The sequence below is a fragment of the Streptomyces viridosporus T7A genome (assembly GCF_008704515.1).
Taxonomy (GTDB): Bacteria; Actinomycetota; Actinomycetes; order Streptomycetales; family Streptomycetaceae; genus Streptomyces; species Streptomyces viridosporus.
This window is the reverse complement of sequence record NZ_CP023700.1, coordinates 760,001-780,891: the sequence shown is the minus strand read 5'-3', so window position 1 is coordinate 780,891 and position 20,891 is coordinate 760,001. Positions and strand designations below refer to the sequence as shown.

The following is a 20,891-nucleotide window of genomic DNA, read 5'->3' as shown; positions in this document are numbered from 1 at the left end:
TAAGGCGTTGATCGCTGTTTTCCCGAAGATCCAGCACCCGTAGCATGGCGACCGGACCCCACCCTGAGGAGTCGTTCGGTGCCGCAGAGCCATCACGATCACGATCATCACGCGCCGGCGGCCGGCCGGCCTGAGGCCCTCGACACGGCGGTGCCCGACGGCGGGCGGGCACTTCGGTGGCTGGCCGGAGATCACCACGTGCACACGCAGTACAGCGCGGACGGCGTGTACCGGGTGATCGATCAGGCCCGGCACGCGCGGGCCTACGGTTTGGACTGGCTCGTCATCACCGATCACGGCGGGGACGAGCACAGCAGGATCGGCGTCGACGCGGTACATCCGGAGATCGTCGCCGCGCGGGCCGAACTGCGGGACCTGCTGATCTTCCAGGGGCTCGAATGGAACATCCCGAACGCGGAGCACGGAACGGTTTTCGTGTCACCGGGGCCGAACGAGGTGGCCGTTCTCAAGGAATTCGAGCAGACGTACGACGGCTCGCAGATGCCGGCCACCCATACCGCGGAGCAGAACGAGGCGATGGCGGTCGCCGGGATCGCCTTCCTCGGCGAACAGGTGCGGCAGCGTCACGTGGACGCGGCGCTCATGCTGGCCAATCACCCCTCCCACAGGGGCATCGACTCCCCGCACGAGATCCGCGACTGGCGGGACGCGGATCCGAGTGTGGCCATCGGCATGGAAGGCGCTCCCGGCCATCAGGCCGGAGGCATTCCGAAACCGCACGGATTCGGTGGCGCCCGAGGTTATTACTACCTCAACCCGACCGCGGCGTCGTTTCCCGGATATCCGCTGGAAGCCTACCGGTCGTGGGGAGGGTTCGACTGGATGACCTCGACCGTCGGCGGGATGTGGGACAGCCTCCTCGCCGAGGGCCGCCCCTGGTGGATCACCGCCAACTCCGACTCCCACGCCGTCTACCTGGACAATGCCGAGCCCGGCCCCGGCAGCGACTTCGCCGCCAACGGCCGCAACAACGATCCCGTGTACGCGCCGCGGCCCACCATCGACGGTGACTTCTGGCCCGGCTTCTACTCCCGGACCCATGTCGGAGCGGTGGAGTTCGGATACCGCGCCGTCATGGACGGCCTGCGCGCCGGTCGCGTCTGGGTCGACCACGGTGGTCTGGTCGACTCGATCGACGCGCGCGTCCGGGTGACCGGCGGCTCTCCCCGGTCCGGGGCCGTGCTCGGCGGCACCCTCACCGCCCGGCGCGGTACCCCGGTGGAACTGGCGCTGGAGATCGAGCTTCCGGTGACACCGAACTGGGCCCAGTTCATCCCGCGGCTGGCCCGCGTCGACCTCATCCTCGGACCGGTGACCGGTCCGGTGGCCGACCGCGACACCTTCACCGCCCCGCAGACCCGGGTGGTCACCTCGTTCGAGGTCGGCCCGGGCGCGCGGAAGCTCTCGGTGCGCTTCGACCTGGGGCCGGTGGATCAGCCGTACTACGTGCGCCTCCGCGGCACCGACGGCAACCGGACCCAGCCCGGCCTGATGGGCGCGGACATCGATCCGTACGGGCCCGCACTGGACGTGGACGGCGACCAGGATCCCTGGACGGATCTGTGGTTCTACGCCAACCCGATCTGGGTGCTCCCCGAATGATCGTCGGCTCCGCCCGGCCCCGGTGGCGCGGCGGAAAAAACAGCCCGAACCGCGCCCTGTGCGAATACCTCCCGAAAGGCGTCCCGGTCGTCACCGGCCCGGAACAATGGCGAGGGCGGCTTGTGGAATCAACGACCGGCCCCGTAAAGTCCCCGACCGGAAGAAGCCCTCCGAGACGTTCACCGACCTCGTAGAGACACATTCTTCGACGGCCTGAATTCTCAGGCCGATGAATCGAGGAGACGTGGGCCGCAGTCTGCCGGCGTTACCTGACCGCAGACCTCTTTCGTCTTCTGCCGAACTCATCTTCCCACCCGACTTGGACAGAAATTCCTTGGGGGTCCCCGTGATTTCGAGACGTGTTGTGCGGCAGCAATCGGACTTCGCCCTGGACCGGGGGCGCCGGCCCATCGACGGCATGAGGTGGTCGCGATGATCGTGCTCGGCGCCAAGGCAGGTGAGCACGACGCGTGCTTCGCGCTGGTCAAGGACGGCGAGCCGCTGTTCGTCTACGAACAGGAACGGTTCAATCGCGTGAAGCACGGCATGTCGAGCGACGTGTCGGTCCTGTTCGAGGGCCTCGCGGAGCACGGCGTCGCTCCCGGTGACATCGATCTGGTGGCGACGTGCGGGGATCACGGCCTGGTGCCCGAGCGACTGCGGCAGGCGCGCGAGTATCTGACCGGCGCGGCCCTCGAGAGGGCCACGAAGAACGTGGAGTGGCGACACCCGACCTTCCACCGGGTCCTGGCCGCGGCCGGGTTCGGGGAGGACCGGGTCGTCGATGTCAGGCACCACGTGAGTCACGTCGCGAGCGTCTTCTACGCGAGCCCGTTCGACGACGCCGCCGTGCTCAGTCTCGACTGCAGCGGGGAAGCCGACACGGCCATGCTGGCGCACTGCACACGACGTGACGGCATCAGCATCCTGGAAACCATCGGTCTTCCGCATTCGCTCGGCCGCTTCTACGAAGCCGTGACGCACTGGCTCGGATGGGGCTTCGGCGAAGAGGGAAAGACCATGGCGCTCGCGGCGTACGGCGATCCCAAGCGGTACGCGGCAGACCTGTCCGGCCTCCTCCGTGTGGACAACGACGGCCTGTTCGCATTCGACGCGGGATTGACGGACGGCACCTTCTCGTACTCCACGCAGGAGCTGGTCACCCGGGTCTTCGAGGAGCGGTTCGGGCCGCGCCGCAAGCGCGACGACGGGCTCGAGCAGCATCACAAGGACGTGGCGGCGGCCGGGCAGTACCTGTGCGAACGAGTGATGCTCAGGCTGGCCACCACACTGAAGAAGCGAACCGGGTCGAACGCCCTGCTGGTCGCCGGCGGCGTCGCTTTGAACTCGGTGGGAAACGGCCTCATCCGCAGGGAGGGAATCTTCCCGCAGATCGCGGTCTACCCTCAGGTGACCGACGCGGGCGCGGCCTTGGGCGCGGCGCTCTACACCTATCACCAGCGGGAGCGGTCGGGCTCGCACCACTACTGGGAGATGAAGCACCCGTTCCTCGGGCGGGAGATCGACCTGGACCGGGTGCGGGAGGCGGCGGCTGCTGCCGGCCTCGAAGGAGTGCGGTGCGATGACCCGGCCGCGTTCGCCGCGGAGCGGCTTGCGGCAGGGCGGATCGTCGGATGGATCCAGGGGCGGAGCGAGATCGGACCGCGGGCGCTGGGCAACAGGTCCATTCTCGGCAACCCGGCCACGCCGGGAATCAAGACCCGGATCAACGCGGAGGTCAAGCACAGGGAGAACTGGAGGCCGTTCGCGCCGTCGGTCCTCGAAGAAGACCTGAGCACCTACTTCGAGGCATCCGAGCCGCTCCCGTACATGACCGTCGTCGCGCCGCTCCGCGAGGAGTGGCGGGAGAAGCTGGAATCGATCTCCCACGTCGACGGGACAGCGCGGGTCGGCACGGTCGGCGACTCGTTCAACCCCCTCTTCTCCCGCCTCATCCGTGAGTTCAAGCAGCGAACCGGGATGGGCATGGTGCTGAACACCTCGTTCAACGACAAGGGGGAGCCGATCGTGCAGACGTGCGAGCAGGCACTCCGCCTGTTCGCGTCCTCGGGGATGGACGTCCTGGTGATCGGGGACTGGGTGTTCGAGGACAAGCGCGGGGCACGAGTGGGCGACCTCGATCCGCTCCGCATCAACTGCCGCAAACTCCCCGACAGGCCGACGCTCCTGGTGGCACTTCAGGACGCCGACCATGCGCAGCGCGCCATGGACGTCCTCGGCCGCGAGCAGGTCGTGAGCACGTCGGCGGTCTGCGTGGTGGGGGAGAGGGAAACACCGCGCTTCGACGGCGAGGTGGTGCGGGTCGACAGCCAGGACGGTCTCTTCGAGACCGCCGGGAACTGGCCGCAGGTCGTCGTCCTGGTGCCGTGGAGCGCGGACAAGTTCGTCTTCGACCCGGCGGTCTACCACTCCGAGACGGCGGAGACCTCCCGCCGGCTCATCGAGGCCGGCACCCACGACCTGTTCTGGGTGGACCCGAGCGGACAGGTCGTGTTGGCACGGGACGTCCTGTACGTGCACCACGCACAGCCGTCCGGCGTCCCGGCGGCGTACGCCCGTTACTGGCAGCCGGCGGAGAAGTGACACAGCGGGCACCGGGCTCGCCCTGTTACGGCGCACAGGGCCGACGGGGGCGAGTCCGGTGTCCGCTCACTCAGGGCCGGGTGGCCGCCGTCCGCCTCAGACGGCGGCCACGAGCGAGTCCGGCAGTGCGCCGGGGGCCGGCCAGCGGCCGTCGACGATGCGCCGTACCCGGTGCACCGCGTGGCCGGACGGGAGGGAGTCGGCGGGCCCGTCGGGCGGGGCGATGGCCAGTGCCCTTACCGAGTAGGCCAACACGTACAACCGGACGTGCCGGGCGATGTCCTCGGCACGGAACAGTTCCGGATACTCCGTCTCCAGCAGCCGCAGCACCGACGGGTACGTGTCGGCCTCGTTGACCGCGTCGTCGTCGGCGTACTCGCACATCCGCATGAGTTCCAACGAGGGCGGCGCGATCCGGGTCCACTCGAAGTCCATCAGCGAAACGGTGCCGTCCGGCGCCCACCACAGGTTGCTCAGGTTGAGGTCGCCGTGGATCAGCCCGTGCCGCCCGGGATCGTCCACGGCCGGCTCCGGGTCCCCGAGCGCCCTCAGCAGTTGGACCGCCGCCGACATGAGCCCCGCGTCCCCGTGCGGCGTCCGGGCGACGTGCTCCGCGAGGGCCACCGCACGAGCGACGGGCAGGGGGGCGATGTCCGCTCCCACCAGGTCGTCGGCCGTTCCCGCCGCCAGACCGGGCCGGGCGCACACGCCGTCCGCCAGCTCGGCGGGAGGCACCCAGCGGTGCAACGCGCGCAGCATCGAGGCCGTTCGGCGGATCGCCGAACGGCGCTCGGCCGTGCTGAGCGCGGGCCAGGCGTCCTCCAGCGGTTGCCCGGTGAGCCGACGGGTCAGGGAGTACGACAGCGGGTGGCCGTGCGCGGTGGTGTCGCCGTGGCCCACCACCACGGGGCGGCGCACGGTGTCCGGTAACCGCTCGAGGACCGCGGTCTCCCTCCCCATACGGCTGACGTCCCCGCGCCAGCAGATGCGCAGGACGACGGAGCCCAACCGGGCGTCGTCCAGCACCCAGGTGTCGTTGGACTGGCTCTCGATCCGGTGCGGCGCGGTGCGGGGCACCAGGGCCGCCGCGGAGCAGACGTGCTTCAGGCGCTCCGGCATGGTGGGAAACGTCATGCCGCCAGGGTAGAGGGGGCCGTCCGGGGAGGCCGGGGTGGTTCCGGAGGCACTCACGGGGTCAGCCGCATACGCGCCAGGCGGACCAGGTGCAGGTTCTCCGGCCCGGTCCCGAGTGTGGAGACCGCCGCGGTGGCGACGTCCGCGTCCCGCGCGGCGGTGGTCCACGCGTACGTCAGTTCGTTGGCGCCGGCCCGCAGCATGGCGCTCGGCAGCACGACGCGCTCGTGTTGCCACTCGGACGTCACCTGACCGCTGCGGCAGTGATGGCCGTTGAGCCACATGTCGAAACGGCCCCGGGGGAGCCCGGGCCCGGCGACGAGGACGATGTCCAGATGGAGGGGGTGCTCTCCCGAGGCGATGAAGCCGTAGCGGCTGACCGGGCTGCTCTCCCCCGCGACGACGGTGAAGGGCCGGGGCCCGCTGTCCCGTTCCCGCCAGAAGGTGTCCAGCAGATTGATCTCGCCGCGTCGCTCGACCCGGAGCTCCCGCCAGAGGGTGTCCAGTTCCTTCGCCAGCCGTTGTCTGCCGTCCTCGGGGAGCACCCGCAGCGCCCGTTCGGCGAACCCGGCGTCGAGCACGGGCAGGTGGGAGAAGTTCTTCAGGAACCAGTACATGCGTTCCGAGCGGGCCGCTAGGGCGTTGCCCAGGAGCCAGAACTGCGCCTCCGGAAGGGACATGGCGAAATACGTGGCCAGGTCCTCCACGCACGTCGGATCGGTCTCCACGGCACACCGCAACCAGTGCTCGACCGTGTCCGCGGACTGTCCCCAGTGCTGGTTGTGCAACGCGGAGAGCAGGTAGGCGGAGGCCATCTCCCGTGCGGGCGGGGACACCGTCCGCGCGAGCCGTTCGGGCCACCCGGGTGCCGGTGTCAGACCGAGGCCGGTGTACACCTCGGCCGCGATGTCGGCTGCGACGTCCCTGAGCGAGTCCAGCGTGTGGTGACAGTAGTCGAGGAAGATCTCCTTGCCCCACGCGGCGACCCCGTACCGCTCGCGGGCGCGGGCCGGGACGTCGACGATTCGGCAGCCGGGTGCGCGGCCGAGCAGCCGCAGCTGCTCCGCGACCTCCGTCGGGCAGCGCCGTTCGTAGTTGGCCGGATCGGCGCCGACGCTCACCGCCCGGCTCAGCAGCCCGAGGCCCTCGGTCTCGTGCCCGAGCAGGACCAAGGAGCGGCCGACGATCTCCATGGGCCGTGCCGTGGTGCCGCCGTCGAGGGTCGTCATCCGCTCGGCCAGGGCCATGTGCCGGGCCGGGTCCTGGACCACCGTGCCGTCGGCCGGCTCGTCCAGCTGCCGGCGTGTCGCCGTCCACTCGGCCAGGCGGTCCTCGGGCAGCCAGGTCGGCACCACCCAGGGGGCGTGCCAGTCCAGCTGGTTCGTGGCCGGGACCACCACGACGAGCGGCACCCCTGCCGCTCGGCACGTCTCTCCCACCTCGTGGCAGAAGTCCCGGGCGAACGCGGCCATCGCCTCCCGCCGGGCGGCCAGGTAGTCCTCGTACCCGCGTCCGGCGAAGGTCCGGGCGGCATCCTGCCGGGTCTCCGGGTCGTCGAGCCACGGGGTCGAGCGCGGGAAGTTGTTGCCCACGTACAGGACGATCATCGAGCACCGCAGTTCCGTGGCGGCCCGGCACAGTTTCGCCGCGCCCGCGGCCGAGAGCCCGTTGACGGTGAAGTCGACCAGTTCCAGCCGGTCGTCGAGGCCGGCCTCCCGGAAGGCGGCGCGGCACAGGTCGGGCAGCGTCACGACCGGGTCGAGCAGGAAGCCCCGGGCGACCGACTCACCGACGACGGCGACTCGGAACGGCTTCTCCGGGCGTACCGGGATCCGCTCGTCCCTGGGCCAACAACCGCTCTGCCTGGGCCACTCGTCCAGTGGCTGGTCGTCTCGGCGGACCAGGCAGGTCCCGTCCTCCGAGAGCGTCCAGGGGCCGAAGCCCTCGTCTATGATCCGGCGGACCGTACCCATCTCCCATACCCTTCACTGGCCTGTCGAGGTGGTCCATGCGATCCGCCCGGCACACCGGGAGATCCGTGACCGATCCGAGCACTCGCTCGCGTCAGAAGAAGCTGTACAGTTCCCCGCCTTGCCGGAGCCCCGCACCGGCCACGAAGCGGTGCTCCTCCGTCGCGGCCTCCCGCAGCTCCGCGGGCACCGACGCCGCGTCGACCAGCAAGTCCTCCAGGCACAGCAGGTCGAGGGAGGAGCGCAGGAAGGTGCGCAGCGCGTCGACCGGGGTGCAGACCACGGGTTCGTCGCTCAGGTTGAAGGAGGTGTTGAGCAGCACCGGCACACCGGTCAGCGTCCCGAAGCGGTGGAGCAGCCGGTGGTAGCGGGGTGCCACGGCGGCGTTCACGGTCTGCACGCGGGCGGTGCCGTCGACGTGGGTCACCGCGCCGAGGACGTCCGGCCGGCGCACCTTGAACAGGTCGATCATGAACGGCGACGTGCGGCCCATGACGAAGAACTCCTCCGCCCGCTCCTCCGGCACCGCGGGGGCGAAGGGCCGGAACTCCTCACGCCATTTGATCTTGCTGTTGAGGCGGTCCCGCATGTCCTCCCGGCGGGGGTCGGCCAGGATCGAGCGCGCGCCCAGTGCCCGGGGCCCGAACTCCATCCGCCCGTGGAACCAGCCCACGGTCCGGCCTTCGGCCAGGGCGCCGGCCACCGCGTCCACGAGCCCCTGTTCATCGTTCCTGAAGTCCCGGAAGGGCACGCCGGCCCCGGTCAGCAGCTCGGCGACGGCGTCACTGCCGTAACTGGGGCCGAGGTAGGCGTGACGCATCACCGAGGGGGCGGCGGCCGTACGGATCTCGGGCGGTTCGGCGCACAGCGCCGCTCCGAGAGCGGTGCCCGCGTCTCCGGCCGCGGGCTGGACGAACATGCGGGTGAACGCCGACGCCTCGAAGGCGACGGCATTGGCACGGCAGTTCAGCGCGACGCCTCCGGCGAGGCACAGGTTCGTGGTCTGCCGCTGCCGGGAGAGCCAGTCGAGAAGGGCGGACACGGTCGACTCCAGGACCACCTGGCCGGAAGCGGCGATGTCCGCGTGGTGCGGCAGCACGGGGTCACCCGGGCGGCGTGCCGGGATGCCGAGCAGTTCGGCGAGGTTGCTCCGGTAACCCTCCGGCTCGCCGACGAAGTCCAGCACCTGTGTGTCCATCGTGAACCCGCCGTCGGCGTCGAGCTCCAGCAGTTTCCGAAGGCTCGCCTCGTACGTGGGTTTCCCGTAGCTCGCCAGGCCCATGACCTTGTACTCGTCCGAGTTCGGGCGGTAGCCCAGGTACGAGGTCAGACAGGAGTAGAACAGGCCGAGGGAGTCGGGGAAGCGGACACCGCCGAGCCGGGTGAGTTCCGGGCCCCTACCGTGCCAGAACGTGGTCGTGTCCCACTCGCCGACCGCGTCGCAGACGAGCACCGCGGCGTCGTCGAAACCGGAGACGTAGTAGGCGCTGGCCGCGTGCGCCCGGTGGTGGTCCACGAAGTGGATGTCGCCGGTCCACTGGAGACCGTCGCGCAGCCGGGCCTCGGTTTCCTGAGCGGTCACCTTGACCTCTGGTCCCTCGGTGCGCCGGGCGGCTTGCCACTCCTGCCGGGAACGCTTGTGGCGGGGAACCTCGTAGAAGGCCAGTCGGTCCACGTCGGCGATGGTGGCCCCGGCCTGTTCCAGGCAGTATCGGACGGCGTTGACCGGCAGTGCCGGGTCGTACTTCTGGCGTGTGAACCGCTCCTCCTGCGCCGCTCCGAGAATGCGGCCGTCGGAGAGGAGGCAGGCAGCGGCGTCGTGGTAATAGGCGGAGATTCCGAGCGTCAGCATGGCAAGTGCCCTTCAGTATCGCCCTGCGTACCAGGCCGCCCGTCGTGGCGTGCACCGGTTCGACCGGGTCGGCGGCCTCGGTGGCGTGCTCAGGGGGTGGAGCGACAGCGGGGCGGGCGCCGGCACCCGGGGCAGGTCCGTGGCACCTCGGCAGGGGCCCGCCGATCCTGGCGAGCGGTGCCCGTACGGCGAGGGAGACAACCGGCGGCAGACCTGGCGACTCCCCGCCCGACCGCAGGGACCACACTAGCCCGCCGACGACCGAAGGCAGAAGATCGCACGGCGACCGCGCGCTTTCGTGAACACCGGGCAGTACGCGCCCGCCACGCTGCAGCCGTTCAACTGCTCGGCGGCGGCAGTTGAACGTGGCCGCGGGGCACGCCCGGGACCCGGCGCCGCGCCCTCGTCCGGTGCCGGTCCGCCTGCTCGCTCAGTCGGCCGGCAGGTGCCCACCGGCCGACACGAGATCCTCGCGCACCGCGCCGGCCGCTTCGAGGAGGACGTCGTTCTCCTCTCGCGTACCGATGGTCACCCGAACGCCCTCGTCGGGGACCACCTTCACCGCGACACCGAACCGTTCGAGGTCCTTCCCGAAACCACCACTGGCGGCTCCGAGCCGCAACCACACGAAATTGCCCTCGCTCGGCGGCACCTCCCACCCCTGGGACAGCAGCGCGTCGCGCACCCGGTTCCGCTCCCGCACGGTTGCCTCGACCCTTTCGCGCAACTCGTCCTGGGCGCTGATCGAAGCCAGCGCCGCCGCCTGGGCGAACCGACTCACCGAGTACGTCACGTGCGTCTTGTCCACCGCTTCGACGATCGGCTGCCGCGCGACCAGATAGCCCATCCGGAGGGCGGCCAGCCCGTACGCCTTCGAGAACGTGCGCAGCACGGCGACGTTCGGACGGTCTCGCAGCAGCGTGAGCCCGTCCGGCACGTCGGGATCACGCACGTACTCGAAGTAGGCCTCGTCCAGCAGCACTGCCACGGTGTCGGGAACCCGGTCGAGGAAGCTCGTCAGCTCAAGGCGACCGACTCCCGGGCCGGTCGGGTTGTTGGGGTTGCAGACGATCACCACGCGCGTTCTCTCGTTGATGCTCGCCAGCATCGCGTCCAGGTCGTTGCGCTCCTCACGGAGCGGCACCGGGCGGGGCGTCGCTCCGGCGACACGGATCAACTGGGGGTAGACGTCGAACGACCGCCATGGATACACCACCTCGCTGCCCTGGTCGCACAGCGCCAGCATCACCTGCTCCAGCAGGCCCAGCGACCCGGCGCCGAGTGCGACCTCGGCGCACTCCACCCCGAGCCAGTCGGCGATCGTGTGCCGCAGTTCGACGGCGCCGTCGTCGGGATACCGGTTCACATGTTCGATCTCTCGGGCAAGCACCTCCACGACGGACGGCAGAGGTCCGTAGGCCGCCTCGTTGGCGGCGAGCTGTATCAAGGACGGATCCGGCGTCCGGACGAACGCGGGTACGACGTCGTGCAGCGTTGCCCGGGAACGAAGCCCACTCATGGACAGCCCTTTCCGTTCGGCGAGACGTGACGAGCCCCTGCCGCTTCATGACCGGCGCCGGGTTCTGCGGGCGTGACAGCCGCCGAACCGAACGGACATCAGGTCGGGTGTCCGTTTTTCCGGCTCGGCGTTCCGGCGAGAGGCGCATGCGGTGAGCCGATGATGCCGCACGGTCACCGACGCGGACAACGGCCGCTCCCGGAGGGGGCGTGGACGTTGGTGCGAGGCACCGGCAGGCGCGTCGTGAGCCTCAGTCGCGCCCGGGCGGAGCCGGCCGGGCGACGGCGGTCAGCAGCAGACCGTGGCGCGCCAGCCAGCGGCCGTGCAAGGAGCGGAAGGAGTGGTGCCCCGGCCGCGGGCCGGGTACGCGCAGCCGAGCGGTGAAGGACGGCCCGTCGTCGTCCAGGGAGATGTCGGTGCCCTGGAAGCCCGGCCACTGCTGAGTCAGGGGGCACCACGCCTTGTAGACCGACTCCTTGACACTGAACAGGAGCCGGTCCCAGCGCACCTCGGGCCGCAGGGCCAGGAGTTCGGCGACCCGGGCCAGCTCCGGCGCCGTCGCGATCCGCCGCAGGACACTCGCGGGCAGCGGCTCGTTCGGTTCGGCGTCGACGCCGAGGGCGACGAAGCCCGTTCGTCTCGCCACCACGGCGGCGCGGTAGCCGGCGCAGTGCGTGATGCTCCCCACCACACCCGCCGGCCAGTCCGGCGCCCGGCGCGGGCCGGGCAGCAGGGGTGCCGGCGCGACCCCGAGGCGGGAGAGCGCACGGCGAGCCAGGTGGCGGGCCGTGGTGAATTCGGCACGCCGCTCCGGCCCCGCCCCGTCGACGGCGGACTCCTCCGCGGGGTGCAGCCACGCGTCGGCGAGGTCGCCGAACGCCTCCGCGTGTTCGACCCCCGGCGGCAGCAGCACCTCGATCACGGGCGGCCTGCCCGGCGGTGTCGGTTCCTCGTCAGGGATACCCAGCTCCAAGTGCGGAAGCGGTGCTCGTCCGTCGGCCGGATGGCCAGGTCCATACTCGTACAGCTCGACGCCGTTCAACCGGAGCGCCGGACACGGGTTGAACTGCTCCGCCGTGCTCGCACGCGCCGCGTCCGGACAGCGGACCTCGCCGAGGATCGGCCACGCTGAGGACGTCTCCGCTGTCACGAGCCGTCATCGACGTCCGGTACGGCGTCGGACGATGTTCCTGGGTTCAGGCGGTTCACCGTCTCTCCCCTGCGCTCAGGGGGTGACGGGGGGTGATGTCCGTGCCGGGTGCCGGGACCGTCCCCCTGGCTGAAGATCGGGGTGCCGGCGCCGACGGATTCGGCATGCTCTTTCGAATCCGCGCCGTGTGTGGCTAGTATCCGACGCGTTTGCGTTTCAGGGATCTTCGAATGCCTGATTCATGTCACGGGGGAAGCGAGAGAAACATCAGCGTGCCGTTCAAGGTGAATATGGGGGTTCTTTCCCTCAGCTGGCCCATATTCTTTCAATTGGCATTCACCTACTGCATGGGGCTCATCGACATCTGGGCCCTGGGGATGATTTCGGATGCCGCGGCGGGATCCGTGGGTTCGGTGAACACCGTCACGACTTTCGTGCTGATGATGTTCTCCTTCATGGGACAGGGCGGCAGTCTCGTGTACGCCAGGATGCTGGGGCGGGGGGAGATCAAGAAGGTCCAGGAATGCTATTTCGTGGCCCTGGTCCTTCACGTCCTGCTGGGTGTGGTGATGAGCGCCGCGCTGTTCCTGTGGGCCGAGGACGTGGCGGGGCTCCTGGGCCTCGAGGGGCAGCACCTGGCCTACGGAACGTCCTTCCTGCGCATCGTCGGCGGCAGCTGCCTGATCCACTCGCTGGGCGCGATGCTGGGCGGCGTCATGGCCGCGAACGGCCGCACCCGGGCGGCCATGTTCGCCGCGATGTTCACCAACGTCGTCAACATCGTCTTGATCGGTGTCCTGGTCCTGCTCCCCGCCGGGCCCCAATGGGGCGTGCGGGGCGTCGCGCTGTCCACGGCCCTCGCCACGGCGGCCGGGCTGCTGTTCAGCGCCTGGCTGGTCTTCCGCCGGATCCGGATCCGGTTCCGGCGGCCCGCCGACCCGCGGCAGGTGAAGGCGCACGGTGCGCTTCTCGTCGCCTTCTCGCTGCCCACCATGCTGGAGCCGGCGTTCTGGCAGGCCGCCCAGATCGCCACCACCCGCATCATCGCCGCGGTCGGGGAGGACGAACTCGCCGCCCGGATGTACACGCTGAGCATCACCAATATGATCGGCATGGTCTCGTCGGCGCTCTCACAGGGCTTGCAGATCGCCGTCGGTCATCTCGTCGGGGCCGGCGACCTGGACCGCATCCGGCGCATCTCCCGGGCGACGCGGCTGGGGGGAATCGCGGCGGCGTCCGTCCTGGCACTGGCGGCGGCGCTGTCGAGCCACTGGATCATGGACGGCTTCACCGATTCCCCGGAGGTCGCCGAGGCGGGCCGACTCCTCCTGTGGTGCGGTCTGCTCTATCTTCCGGCTTCCTCGCTCATCATGACCACGGCGAGCAGTCTGCGCGCCGTGGGACAGGTCAACTACCCGGCCCTGACCGGCATCCTGGTGCTGTGGGGTGTCTTCATCCCCCTGGCCTACGTCCTGTCGTTGCCGTTGGGCCTGGCCATCCTCGGCGTGATGATCGCCATGGCGGTGGACGAGAACCTCCGAGCCCTGCTGCTCATGGTCCGGTGGCGTTACATCTCCGCGCCGCAAAGAGCCGGGCGGCTCGTCAAGGAGCCGAAGGAAGTCCCTTCCGTCAGCGTCTGAGAGATGTCCTCCACATTTCGTGCGAATTACTTGCGCACTCCTCCGTGTGCCCCTTCGCGTACCCCTCTAGTTCTTCTTCGGAGAATGCCGTGAAAGCCAGCCTGGTCATCCCCACCTACAACTCGAAGGACCTCGTCATTCCCTGTCTGTTGTCGTTGAACCACCAGCGGCTGGAGGCGCCCGACGAGTTCGAGGTCGTCCTGGTCGACGACGGTTCCACCGATGGCACCGGGGAAGCCGTCGATGCGCTGGCCCTCACCTACCCGGTACGACGCTTATATCTGCCCCGTACCGAAGAGTCCTGCCGGTCCGCGGCACGCAACGCCGGGATTCGTGCCGCGGAGGGGGAGCTGGTCGTCTTCGTGGACGGCGATCAGATCATCGACCCCCTCTTCGTCCAGGAGCACATCCGCTGCCACCGCACGCGCCCCGATCTCGTGGCCATCGGTTTCCGGGACTACCTGGCACCCGGACCGGTCGATCTGCCCCTCCTCGGGCGCTCCTTCACCCCCGAGGCGTTCCCGCCGGTCACCGCGGTGGACGAGCGTGCCGACGTCATGGACGCGCTGTCGCAGAACCTGGGCAACCTGGCCACCGGGTGGCACTTCCTGTACGGATGCAACGTCTCGGTCCGCAGTGAACACCTGCTGGCGGTCGGCGGGTTCGACGAGGACATCAAGAGGTGGAGCTTCGAGGACGTCGAGTTGGGCTACCGGCTCCACCGGCGCGGCCTGACCCTCGTCCACAACCCGTTCTCGCGCGTCTACCACCAGTCCCACCCCGAGTCCGACGCGGAGCGCTACGCGGACTGGCGGGAGAACTTCGCGTACCTCACCGCCAAGCACCCCGAACTCGACGTCCGGCTCCAGTGGATCCTCGACTCCTACTTCGCCCCCGAACGCGAGGACCGCTCCAGCTGGTTCGACGCCTACCTCCGCTTCGAGTTCGCCTGCCGAGCGGTCGCCGGCCGGCTGCCGCTCGGGCGCTCGTACGAGGTACTGGTGGTGGACGAGAACAACCTGGACGGTGCGGCACTGGAGATCGGCAGGTCCGGCGCGGTGCAGGACCTCATCGTGGTCGACACCACCGACGACCGCGACCTGCCCGTCACCGTCCAGACCCTGAGGACCGGCCGAGAACTGCTGTACTTCAAGAATCCCGGCCCGGAACTGCTCAAACAGGCGGCGAAGTCCTTCGGGTGCGGCGCACTCCTCGACCGTACGGCGGGGAGCTGAGCACCGCGATGCGCACTTTCCCGAACCCCTCCTTCACCGGAGACAGCGCCGACATCAGCCGACTGGTGGCCGAGGTGCGGTGCGGCGAGGTCCCGCCGTACACCCCCTCCCCGAGCCGTGCGAATCGGGCACTGGCCGATCTCCTCACCCGCGACCCGGGACGGCTCGACCCGGCCGCCCCCGACTCGGTCTTCGCCACCGGGCCCCGGCCGGAGACGGGACAACCGGTGCCGTTCCTGCCCCGGGAGCGGCTGCTGACGCGGGACGAGCAGCGCACAGCGGCGGAGTGCTTCGCCCGCGTGCTGGCCGGAGGTGAGCTGACCAGCGGGCCGGCCGTGACCGAGTTCGAGGACGCCCTGGCCGACTTCCTCGGCGTACCGCACGTGGTGGGGACGGGCAGCGGCACCGACGCCCTCGTCGTCGCCCTGGAAGCGGTCGGTGTCGGTCACGGTGACGAAGTGATCATGCCGGCCAACAGCTTCGCCGCGACCGAGAACGCCGTGTGGGCCCGCGGGGCCACCCCGGTCCTCGTCGATGTCGACCCCGACCGCCACACCTTGGACCCGGCCCTGGTCGAGGCCGCGGTCGGTCCGCGCACTCGGGCGATCCTGCCCGTCCACCTCTACGGCCGTCTCGCCGACGTACCGGCCCTGGTGCAGGTCGCTCGCCGGCACGGCCTGCGCGTCGTGGAGGACGCCTGCCAGGCCATCGGCGTCACCGGCGTGGGGAAGTACACGGACGCGGCCGTGCTCAGCTTCAACCCGTACAAGAACTTCGGGCTGACCGGCAAGGCGGGCGCCGTTGTGACCCGCGATGACGAACTCGCCGCACGGGCACGGAGATTCTCCTACCACGGCTTCGATCCGAAGCGGAAGAACGTCAAGGAGGGCGGGTACGGGCTCAACGCGCGGATGGACAACTCGACCGCCGCGGTCGGCCTCGGCCTGCTGCCGCGCCTGACCCTGCGCAACTACCGCAGGGCCTTCCTGGCCCGGCGCTACCTCGACGGCTGCGCGGAGCTCGCGGCGAACGGCTCGGTCCTCCTGCCCGCCTTCGAACCGGACCACGCCTGGCACCTGTTCGGCGTGCGCGTCACCGCCGGACGCGCCGCGCGGGACTCGATCCGTGCCCATATGCGGTCCACCGGCCGGGTGGAGACGGACATCTACTACCCCGTGCTCACCCACCGGCAGCAGACACCCCTGCACCGCGAACTCTTCGGCCAGGTGGTGCTGCCGAGGACCGAACACCTCCACGAGACCGTCCTCCACCTGCCCCTGCACAACGACCTGTCCCTCGCCGAGCAGGACCGAGTGATCGAGGCACTGCATGCCGCCGTCCGTGCCACCGTCCGCTGACATCGGCGCACTGCCGGTACCGCGCAGGGTGCGCACCGTGGTGTTCTCCGACTTCGACGAGACCTATCTGGCCCACGCCGGCACCCCCGGACAGGTGCGCTCGCGACGGCAGCTGGAGGCCTACCTCGTCGAGGCGAGCGAGCGGCACGGGATGCTGTTCGGATGGGTGACCGGCAGTTCGCTCGACTCCGTGATGCGCAAGGCCGAGGCCCACGGCCTGGGTTCGCTGCCGCATTTCCTGGCCTGCTCCCTCGGCACCGAGCTGTACACGGTGCAGGACGGGAGCTTCCGCCCGGACCGGGGCTGGCAGCGCGGACTCCCCGACGGCGCGCACATCGCCGCCCTCGCGGAACGGGCCGTGCGTGAACTGCGCCGACGGGGCGTGCCGCTCGTACCGCAGCCCGACCGCCCGCCCGGCACCAAGGTGATCAGCCACTACTACTACGCCCAGGACGCCGAGCGGGACACCCGCCACCTCGCCCTGATCAGACGGGTGGCGGGTGTGCTCTCTCTCGGGGTGAGCCTCAGCCGCTGCAGTCCGGCGGCCGGCGACCCCGAGAACTGCTACGACGTCGACTTCCTGCCGCCCGGCTGTGGCAAGCGCGGAATCGTCGAGTACGTCTGCCGCGCGCACGGGGTGGACAGCGCGGACGCCTTCGCCTTCGGGGACAGCGGCAACGACCTGGAGATGCTGGCCGCCGTCGGCCGGGGGGTGCTGGTCGGCAACTGCACCGAGGAGGCACGGCGCCGGCACCCGCACGTGTCCGCGTGGAGCCACACGGATGCGATCTTGTTCGAACTGCGAAGGGGACTACGGGTTTGCGAGTCGGAATAATCGGCGCCGGCGGCATAGGCCGGGTCCACGCCGAGGCGGTGCTGGCCGGCACGGACGTGTCACTGGCGGGCGTGTACGACGTGGACCGGGACAGGGCGCGGTCCTTGGCCGGTGCCCTGGGGACGCGCGCTTTCGTCTCCCCGCACGAGCTGTACGAGGCGTCCACCGGCGTGGTCATCGCCTCACCGAACCGGACCCACGCGGGTTACGCGCTGGAAGCGCTGGACCACGGCCGGAGTCTGCTGTGCGAGAAGCCCATGGCGGTGTCCCTGGCCCAGGCCGCCGACATGCGCACCCGGGCGGCGGCAGCGTCCGCGGTCTGCGCCATGGGCTTCAACTACCGCTACCTCAAGGTCGTGCAGGAGGCCCGCAGGCACATCGCCGACGGCACGCTCGGGCGCGTCCTGCACGTCGACATCGCCTTCAAACGCCAGAGCGCGCTCACGCGCAAGCACTTCACCTGGCGCGACGGCGAGGAAGAGCGGTGCACCAGCGGCGCGCTCGGCGACCTGGGCGTGCACCTGATCGACCTGCTGCACTTCCTCTTCGACAGCCGGATCGACCTCACCTGCTGCCGGGTCGGGCTGCAGACCAAGGTCCCGAGGAAGGGGGGCATGGAGGTGAGGGTCGACGACCACGCCTTCGTCAGCGGTCTCCTGGAGAGCGGCCCCTCCTTCGCCCTGACCGCCTCGAAGGCGTCACAGCCGGAGCAGACCGGGTTCACCCTGGCCCTGACCGGCAGCCGCGGCGACCTCGTCCACGACTCGCAGGACGGCCCGGTGCTCCACCTGCGGACAGGGGTGGACTGGGAACAGATCAAACTGCTCGGCTCCGGTGGTCTGGAGGACCCGCCCGGTGAGGTACCCGGCTGGGCGGACTCCTTCCTCGACCAGGTCCACGCCTGGGCAGGTGCCGTGACCGGGGCCCAACCCCCCTTGCATATGGCAGACTTCGACACCGGCTACCGCGCCCAGCGGGTGCTCGAGGAACTGCTGCGGTTGGGAGGACGAGTGTGACCCACCGGCCCAACGGAGAACGCCCCACGCTCGAGGACGTGGCCCGTAGGTCCGGGGTGTCGCGCTCCACCGTGTCGCGGGCGATCAACGGCTCGCCACGGGTGAGCCCCGCCGTGACCGAACGCGTCCGCCAGGTGGTGAACGAACTGGGCTACGTGCCCAACCAGGCCGCCCGCAAACTGGTCACCCGCCGCAACGACGCGGTCGCCGTCGTCGTGACCGAGCCGCAGAACCGGCTCTTCGTCGACCCGTTCTTCGACCTCCACCTGCGGGGCATCCGACAGGAACTCGTCCGGCAGGGAGCACAGTTGGTCCTGCTGTTGATCGAGGAACCGGACGACTACGCGCGCGTCGGCAACTTCCTGGGCGGCAGCCACGTCGACGGCGCGCTGCTCTTCTCGCTGCGCGCCGACGACCCGCTGCCGGAGATGGTCACCCGGATGGGGCTGCCGGCCGTCCTCGGCGGCCGTCCCCTCCTCGGCGCGGGGGAGAGCGACGGCGGTTACGCGTACGTCGACGCCGACAACCGCGGCGGAGCCAGGGAGGCCGTCCGCCATCTCGTGTCCCTGGGCCGCACCCGTATCGCGACCATCACCGGGCCGCTCAACCAGGCGGCCGCGGTGGACCGCCTCGACGGTTACCGGGACGTGCTGCTGGACAGCAACCCCCATCTGATCGTCGAGGGCGACTTCACTTTCCAGGGGGGTGCGGACGCCATGTCCGCGCTCCTCGAGAAGTCTCCCGACCTGGACGCCGTCTTCGTCGCCTCCGACCTGATGGCCGGCGGCGCCCTGCGGGTCCTGCGGGACCGCGGCCGCAAGGTGCCGGACGACGTGGCCCTCATCGGCTTCGACGATCTGCCCCCTCTCGTCGAGGCGATGGACCCGCCGTTGACCACCGTGCACCAGGACATCGAAGGCATGGGGCGTCTGATGGCCCGGCTGCTGTTCAGCCGGACCTCGGATCCGTCCGAGGACGGTGGCATCCAGCCGCTGTCCTCCGTGATCGCTCCGACCCGTCTGGTCCTGCGGCAGTCCGCCTGACCGAACCGCCGCTCACGGACGGAACGGCCTTGCCGGTGAGCCGCGTCGGACCGCGGAGTCCTTCCCCCGACACCGGCGGCATCGAGGCAGCCCGTGACGGCCGCGCTCCCGGGCGCACCGCGCTTCGACCCGGCCCGGGAAAGGGTCCGCCCGTCGGCCGCCTGACAAGCGGTTCCCGCCACCCCGCCGGAACAGCCGAGGACGTGGGGCATGGACCCGGGTCCCCTCAGCCGCCGGTGATGGCTTCCGCCGTATGCGCGGCGAGGGCGAGGATGGTCAGAGACGGATTGGCGGCGCCGGCCGTCGGGAAGGTGGCCGGCCCGGTGACGAACAGGTTGCCGACCGAGGGGGACCGGCCGCCGAAGTCCAGCCTCCGCCCCAGCGGTACCGTGCCCGCCTCGTGGTCGGCGGTGCCCAGTCTGCTGACGTAGTGGTGGGCCGTGCCGGTGGCGAGGGCGGCTTTCGCGGCCGGATCGAAGTCGACGAGCCCCCGCTCTTCCGCGATACCGACGTCCAGTGCCTCCAGCAGCTTGCCGGTGATCTCGTCGCGCCGACGGATCTCCTCCTCGTCCGCCGGGGAGAAGGAGGCGGTCACCTGCCCGGCCCAGGCGGTGTCCTCGCCCGAGGCGGTGCGGTCCGGCGGGTCGAAGCGGACCTCGTCGCGGAAGGGCTCCTCCTGCTGAGCCATCCACCACAGGTCCAGTACCGGTTCGGCCAGGCCGGCCGCGTGCACCTCCATGAAGAGATTCGCGTTCAGCTCCTCCTCGTGGTCGGACCAGAGGAAGCGGTGGTCCGAACGGGTCCACCGCTCGGCGAGCGCGCTCGGCAGCGGTACCGCGTAGCCGTGGGTGACGTGGTCGTTGAGGCCGGGCCAGCGGGTGACGGCGTCCCCGGCCTCGGCGAGCGCCTGGGCGCAGAGCCGGGTGTTCTCCAGTGTGCCCGCCGCCAGGACCACCACGTCGGCGCGGACTTCCCGGATCCCGCCGTCCGGGGTCGCGAGCCGCACGCCTCGGACGCTTCCCGCCTCGACCAGCACGCTGATCGCCCGCGGGCCGGACACCACTCTCGGCAGCTCGAGGCCGGCGTGCCGGGCGAGCCCGCGGTGCGCCCAGGCCATCAGCGGTGAGTACGCCCATACGAGGCGGCCGTCCGGACCGTCGACGGACCAACCGGCCTGGGGGACCGGTTCCAGCGACAGGTCCGGCCAGAGGGCCCTCAGCTCCTCGCGCGGATCGTCGGGCGCCCTGTCCGGACGCGCGTCGCCGCAGGTGCGCCGCCAATCCAGCAGTTCCTCCGTGACCGCCCGGTACGAGCCGGGCCCCTCGGCGAGCAGACGGTCCGCCGTGTCGTTCGGCCAGTGCCGTTCGAGCACGCGCCGGCTCACCGGAAGGAGCACTCCGTGCCAGCAGCGCGAGCGACCGCCGAGGGGGCCGGTCACGCCGGGGAGTTCCGCGTAGTGCGGGGAAGCGGAACGCCACCAGGGGGGCGTATCGGGCAGCGGCACCGTATTCGGAGTTCGGGAACGGTGCTCGAAACCGGTGAACGGCCCGGGGTCGACGACGACGATGTCCCGCGCACCCCGTTCGCTGAGTTCCAGAGCGGTGCCCAATCCGCTCATGCCGGCCCCGACGACCAGGACCGAGCAACCCTCCGGTATTTCCGCCTGACTGTGGATTCCTTCGGATATCCGCACGTACGGCTCCCGTTTCGGTGGTGATGTCGCTGAGTGGCGGCGTCGAATGCGGACGAGCGTGTCCCTCCGACCTGTGGTCTCGGAGGATGCGGAGTATCCCGGCGCCTACTGTGCTTGCATGGTCCCGAACCCGGCCGCGCCGCACGGCACGGAAATTCTGTACGAGGGTGTCAGCCCGGTCAAGAATCCTTGACTTTGCCCGCACTTCACCGCGCGGAC

Annotated in this window: 14 protein-coding genes; 8 read left to right on the top strand and 6 right to left on the bottom strand. The window is 70.3% G+C overall.

The window, feature by feature from the left end; all coding sequences use genetic code 11:
• The first annotated feature begins 63 nt into the window (after nucleotides 1-63).
• Together CP969_RS03780 and CP969_RS03775 are read left to right on the top strand one after the other, a co-directional pair.
• Complete coding sequence (locus CP969_RS03780) at nucleotides 64-1,623, top strand: PHP domain-containing protein (protein ID WP_026085455.1); 1,560 nt, start codon at nucleotides 64-66, stop codon at nucleotides 1,621-1,623.
• A 432-nt stretch (nucleotides 1,624-2,055) separates the two neighbouring features.
• Nucleotides 2,056-4,227 carry a carbamoyltransferase family protein gene (locus CP969_RS03775; RefSeq protein WP_016827834.1) on the top strand — a complete coding sequence of 724 codons (2,172 nt, stop codon included), beginning with the start codon at nucleotides 2,056-2,058 and terminating at the stop codon, nucleotides 4,225-4,227.
• Nucleotides 4,228-4,323: 96 nt separating this feature from the next.
• On the opposite strand, the gene CP969_RS03770 is transcribed toward CP969_RS03775, so the two are convergent.
• The 5 genes from CP969_RS03770 to CP969_RS03750 all read right to left on the bottom strand — a co-directional run bounded on the left by CP969_RS03770 (nucleotide 4,324) and on the right by CP969_RS03750 (nucleotide 11,624).
• The gene (locus CP969_RS03770; RefSeq protein ID WP_223887046.1) at nucleotides 4,324-5,361 is read right to left on the bottom strand and encodes a phosphotransferase family protein; all 1,038 of its coding nucleotides are present in this window, start codon (nucleotides 5,359-5,361) and stop codon (nucleotides 4,324-4,326) included.
• 53 nt (nucleotides 5,362-5,414) lie between these two features.
• Entirely contained in the window at nucleotides 5,415-7,334 is a 1,920-nt protein-coding gene (locus CP969_RS03765; RefSeq protein WP_016827836.1) for a hypothetical protein, read from the bottom strand.
• Between the two features lie 91 nt (nucleotides 7,335-7,425).
• Nucleotides 7,426-9,183, bottom strand: a complete 1,758-nt coding sequence (locus tag CP969_RS03760) for a carbamoyltransferase family protein (RefSeq protein ID WP_004992643.1) — start codon at nucleotides 9,181-9,183, stop codon at nucleotides 7,426-7,428.
• 430 nt (nucleotides 9,184-9,613) lie between these two features.
• The gene (locus CP969_RS03755) at nucleotides 9,614-10,708 is read right to left on the bottom strand and encodes a histidinol-phosphate transaminase (RefSeq protein WP_216087571.1); all 1,095 of its coding nucleotides are present in this window, start codon (nucleotides 10,706-10,708) and stop codon (nucleotides 9,614-9,616) included.
• A 244-nt stretch (nucleotides 10,709-10,952) separates the two neighbouring features.
• Nucleotides 10,953-11,624: a 4'-phosphopantetheinyl transferase family protein gene (locus tag CP969_RS03750; protein ID WP_016827838.1), complete on the bottom strand. Its 672-nt coding sequence runs from the start codon at nucleotides 11,622-11,624 to the stop codon at nucleotides 10,953-10,955.
• A gap of 458 nt (nucleotides 11,625-12,082) precedes the next feature.
• On the opposite strand from CP969_RS03750, the gene CP969_RS03745 reads away from it, so the two are divergent.
• The 6 genes from CP969_RS03745 (at nucleotide 12,083) to CP969_RS03720 (ending at nucleotide 18,979) form a co-directional block, all read left to right on the top strand.
• Nucleotides 12,083-13,492 (top strand): MATE family efflux transporter, encoded by a 1,410-nt coding sequence (locus CP969_RS03745; RefSeq protein ID WP_223887044.1) that lies wholly within the window; start codon nucleotides 12,083-12,085, stop codon nucleotides 13,490-13,492.
• 89 nt (nucleotides 13,493-13,581) lie between these two features.
• Nucleotides 13,582-14,727, top strand: a complete 1,146-nt coding sequence (locus CP969_RS03740; protein ID WP_016827840.1) for a glycosyltransferase family 2 protein — start codon at nucleotides 13,582-13,584, stop codon at nucleotides 14,725-14,727.
• Between the two features lie 8 nt (nucleotides 14,728-14,735).
• Nucleotides 14,736-16,085, top strand: a complete 1,350-nt coding sequence (locus CP969_RS03735) for a DegT/DnrJ/EryC1/StrS aminotransferase family protein (protein WP_016827841.1) — start codon at nucleotides 14,736-14,738, stop codon at nucleotides 16,083-16,085.
• A complete protein-coding gene (locus CP969_RS03730) occupies nucleotides 16,069-16,920 on the top strand; it encodes an HAD-IIB family hydrolase (protein ID WP_223887043.1) in 852 nt (283 codons plus the stop codon). Before CP969_RS03735 ends, CP969_RS03730 begins: the two co-directional genes overlap by 17 nt.
• Complete coding sequence (locus CP969_RS03725; protein WP_004992659.1) at nucleotides 16,905-17,936, top strand: Gfo/Idh/MocA family protein; 1,032 nt, start codon at nucleotides 16,905-16,907, stop codon at nucleotides 17,934-17,936. Before CP969_RS03730 ends, CP969_RS03725 begins: the two co-directional genes overlap by 16 nt.
• Complete coding sequence (locus tag CP969_RS03720) at nucleotides 17,933-18,979, top strand: LacI family DNA-binding transcriptional regulator (RefSeq protein ID WP_004992663.1); 1,047 nt, start codon at nucleotides 17,933-17,935, stop codon at nucleotides 18,977-18,979. Before CP969_RS03725 ends, CP969_RS03720 begins: the two co-directional genes overlap by 4 nt.
• A 226-nt stretch (nucleotides 18,980-19,205) precedes the next feature.
• On the opposite strand, the gene CP969_RS03715 is transcribed toward CP969_RS03720, so the two are convergent.
• On the bottom strand, nucleotides 19,206-20,672 hold the full coding sequence (locus tag CP969_RS03715) for an FAD-dependent oxidoreductase (protein WP_063744527.1): 1,467 nt from the start codon (nucleotides 20,670-20,672) through the stop codon (nucleotides 19,206-19,208).
• Nucleotides 20,673-20,891: the final 219 nt, after the last annotated feature.

What these genes read in the sequence shown, in the direction of transcription:
- CP969_RS03770 (WP_223887046.1), bottom strand. Translation starts at nt 5,361, where the DNA reads ATGACGTTTCCCACCATGCCGGAGCGCCTGAAGCACGTCTGCTCCGCG.
- CP969_RS03760 (WP_004992643.1), bottom strand. Translation starts at nt 9,183, where the DNA reads ATGCTGACGCTCGGAATCTCCGCCTATTACCACGACGCCGCTGCCTGC.
- CP969_RS03775 (WP_016827834.1), top strand. Translation starts at nt 2,056, where the DNA reads ATGATCGTGCTCGGCGCCAAGGCAGGTGAGCACGACGCGTGCTTCGCG.
- CP969_RS03745 (WP_223887044.1), top strand. Translation starts at nt 12,083, where the DNA reads ATGCCTGATTCATGTCACGGGGGAAGCGAGAGAAACATCAGCGTGCCG.
- CP969_RS03765 (WP_016827836.1), bottom strand. Translation starts at nt 7,334, where the DNA reads ATGGGTACGGTCCGCCGGATCATAGACGAGGGCTTCGGCCCCTGGACG.
- CP969_RS03735 (WP_016827841.1), top strand. Translation starts at nt 14,736, where the DNA reads ATGCGCACTTTCCCGAACCCCTCCTTCACCGGAGACAGCGCCGACATC.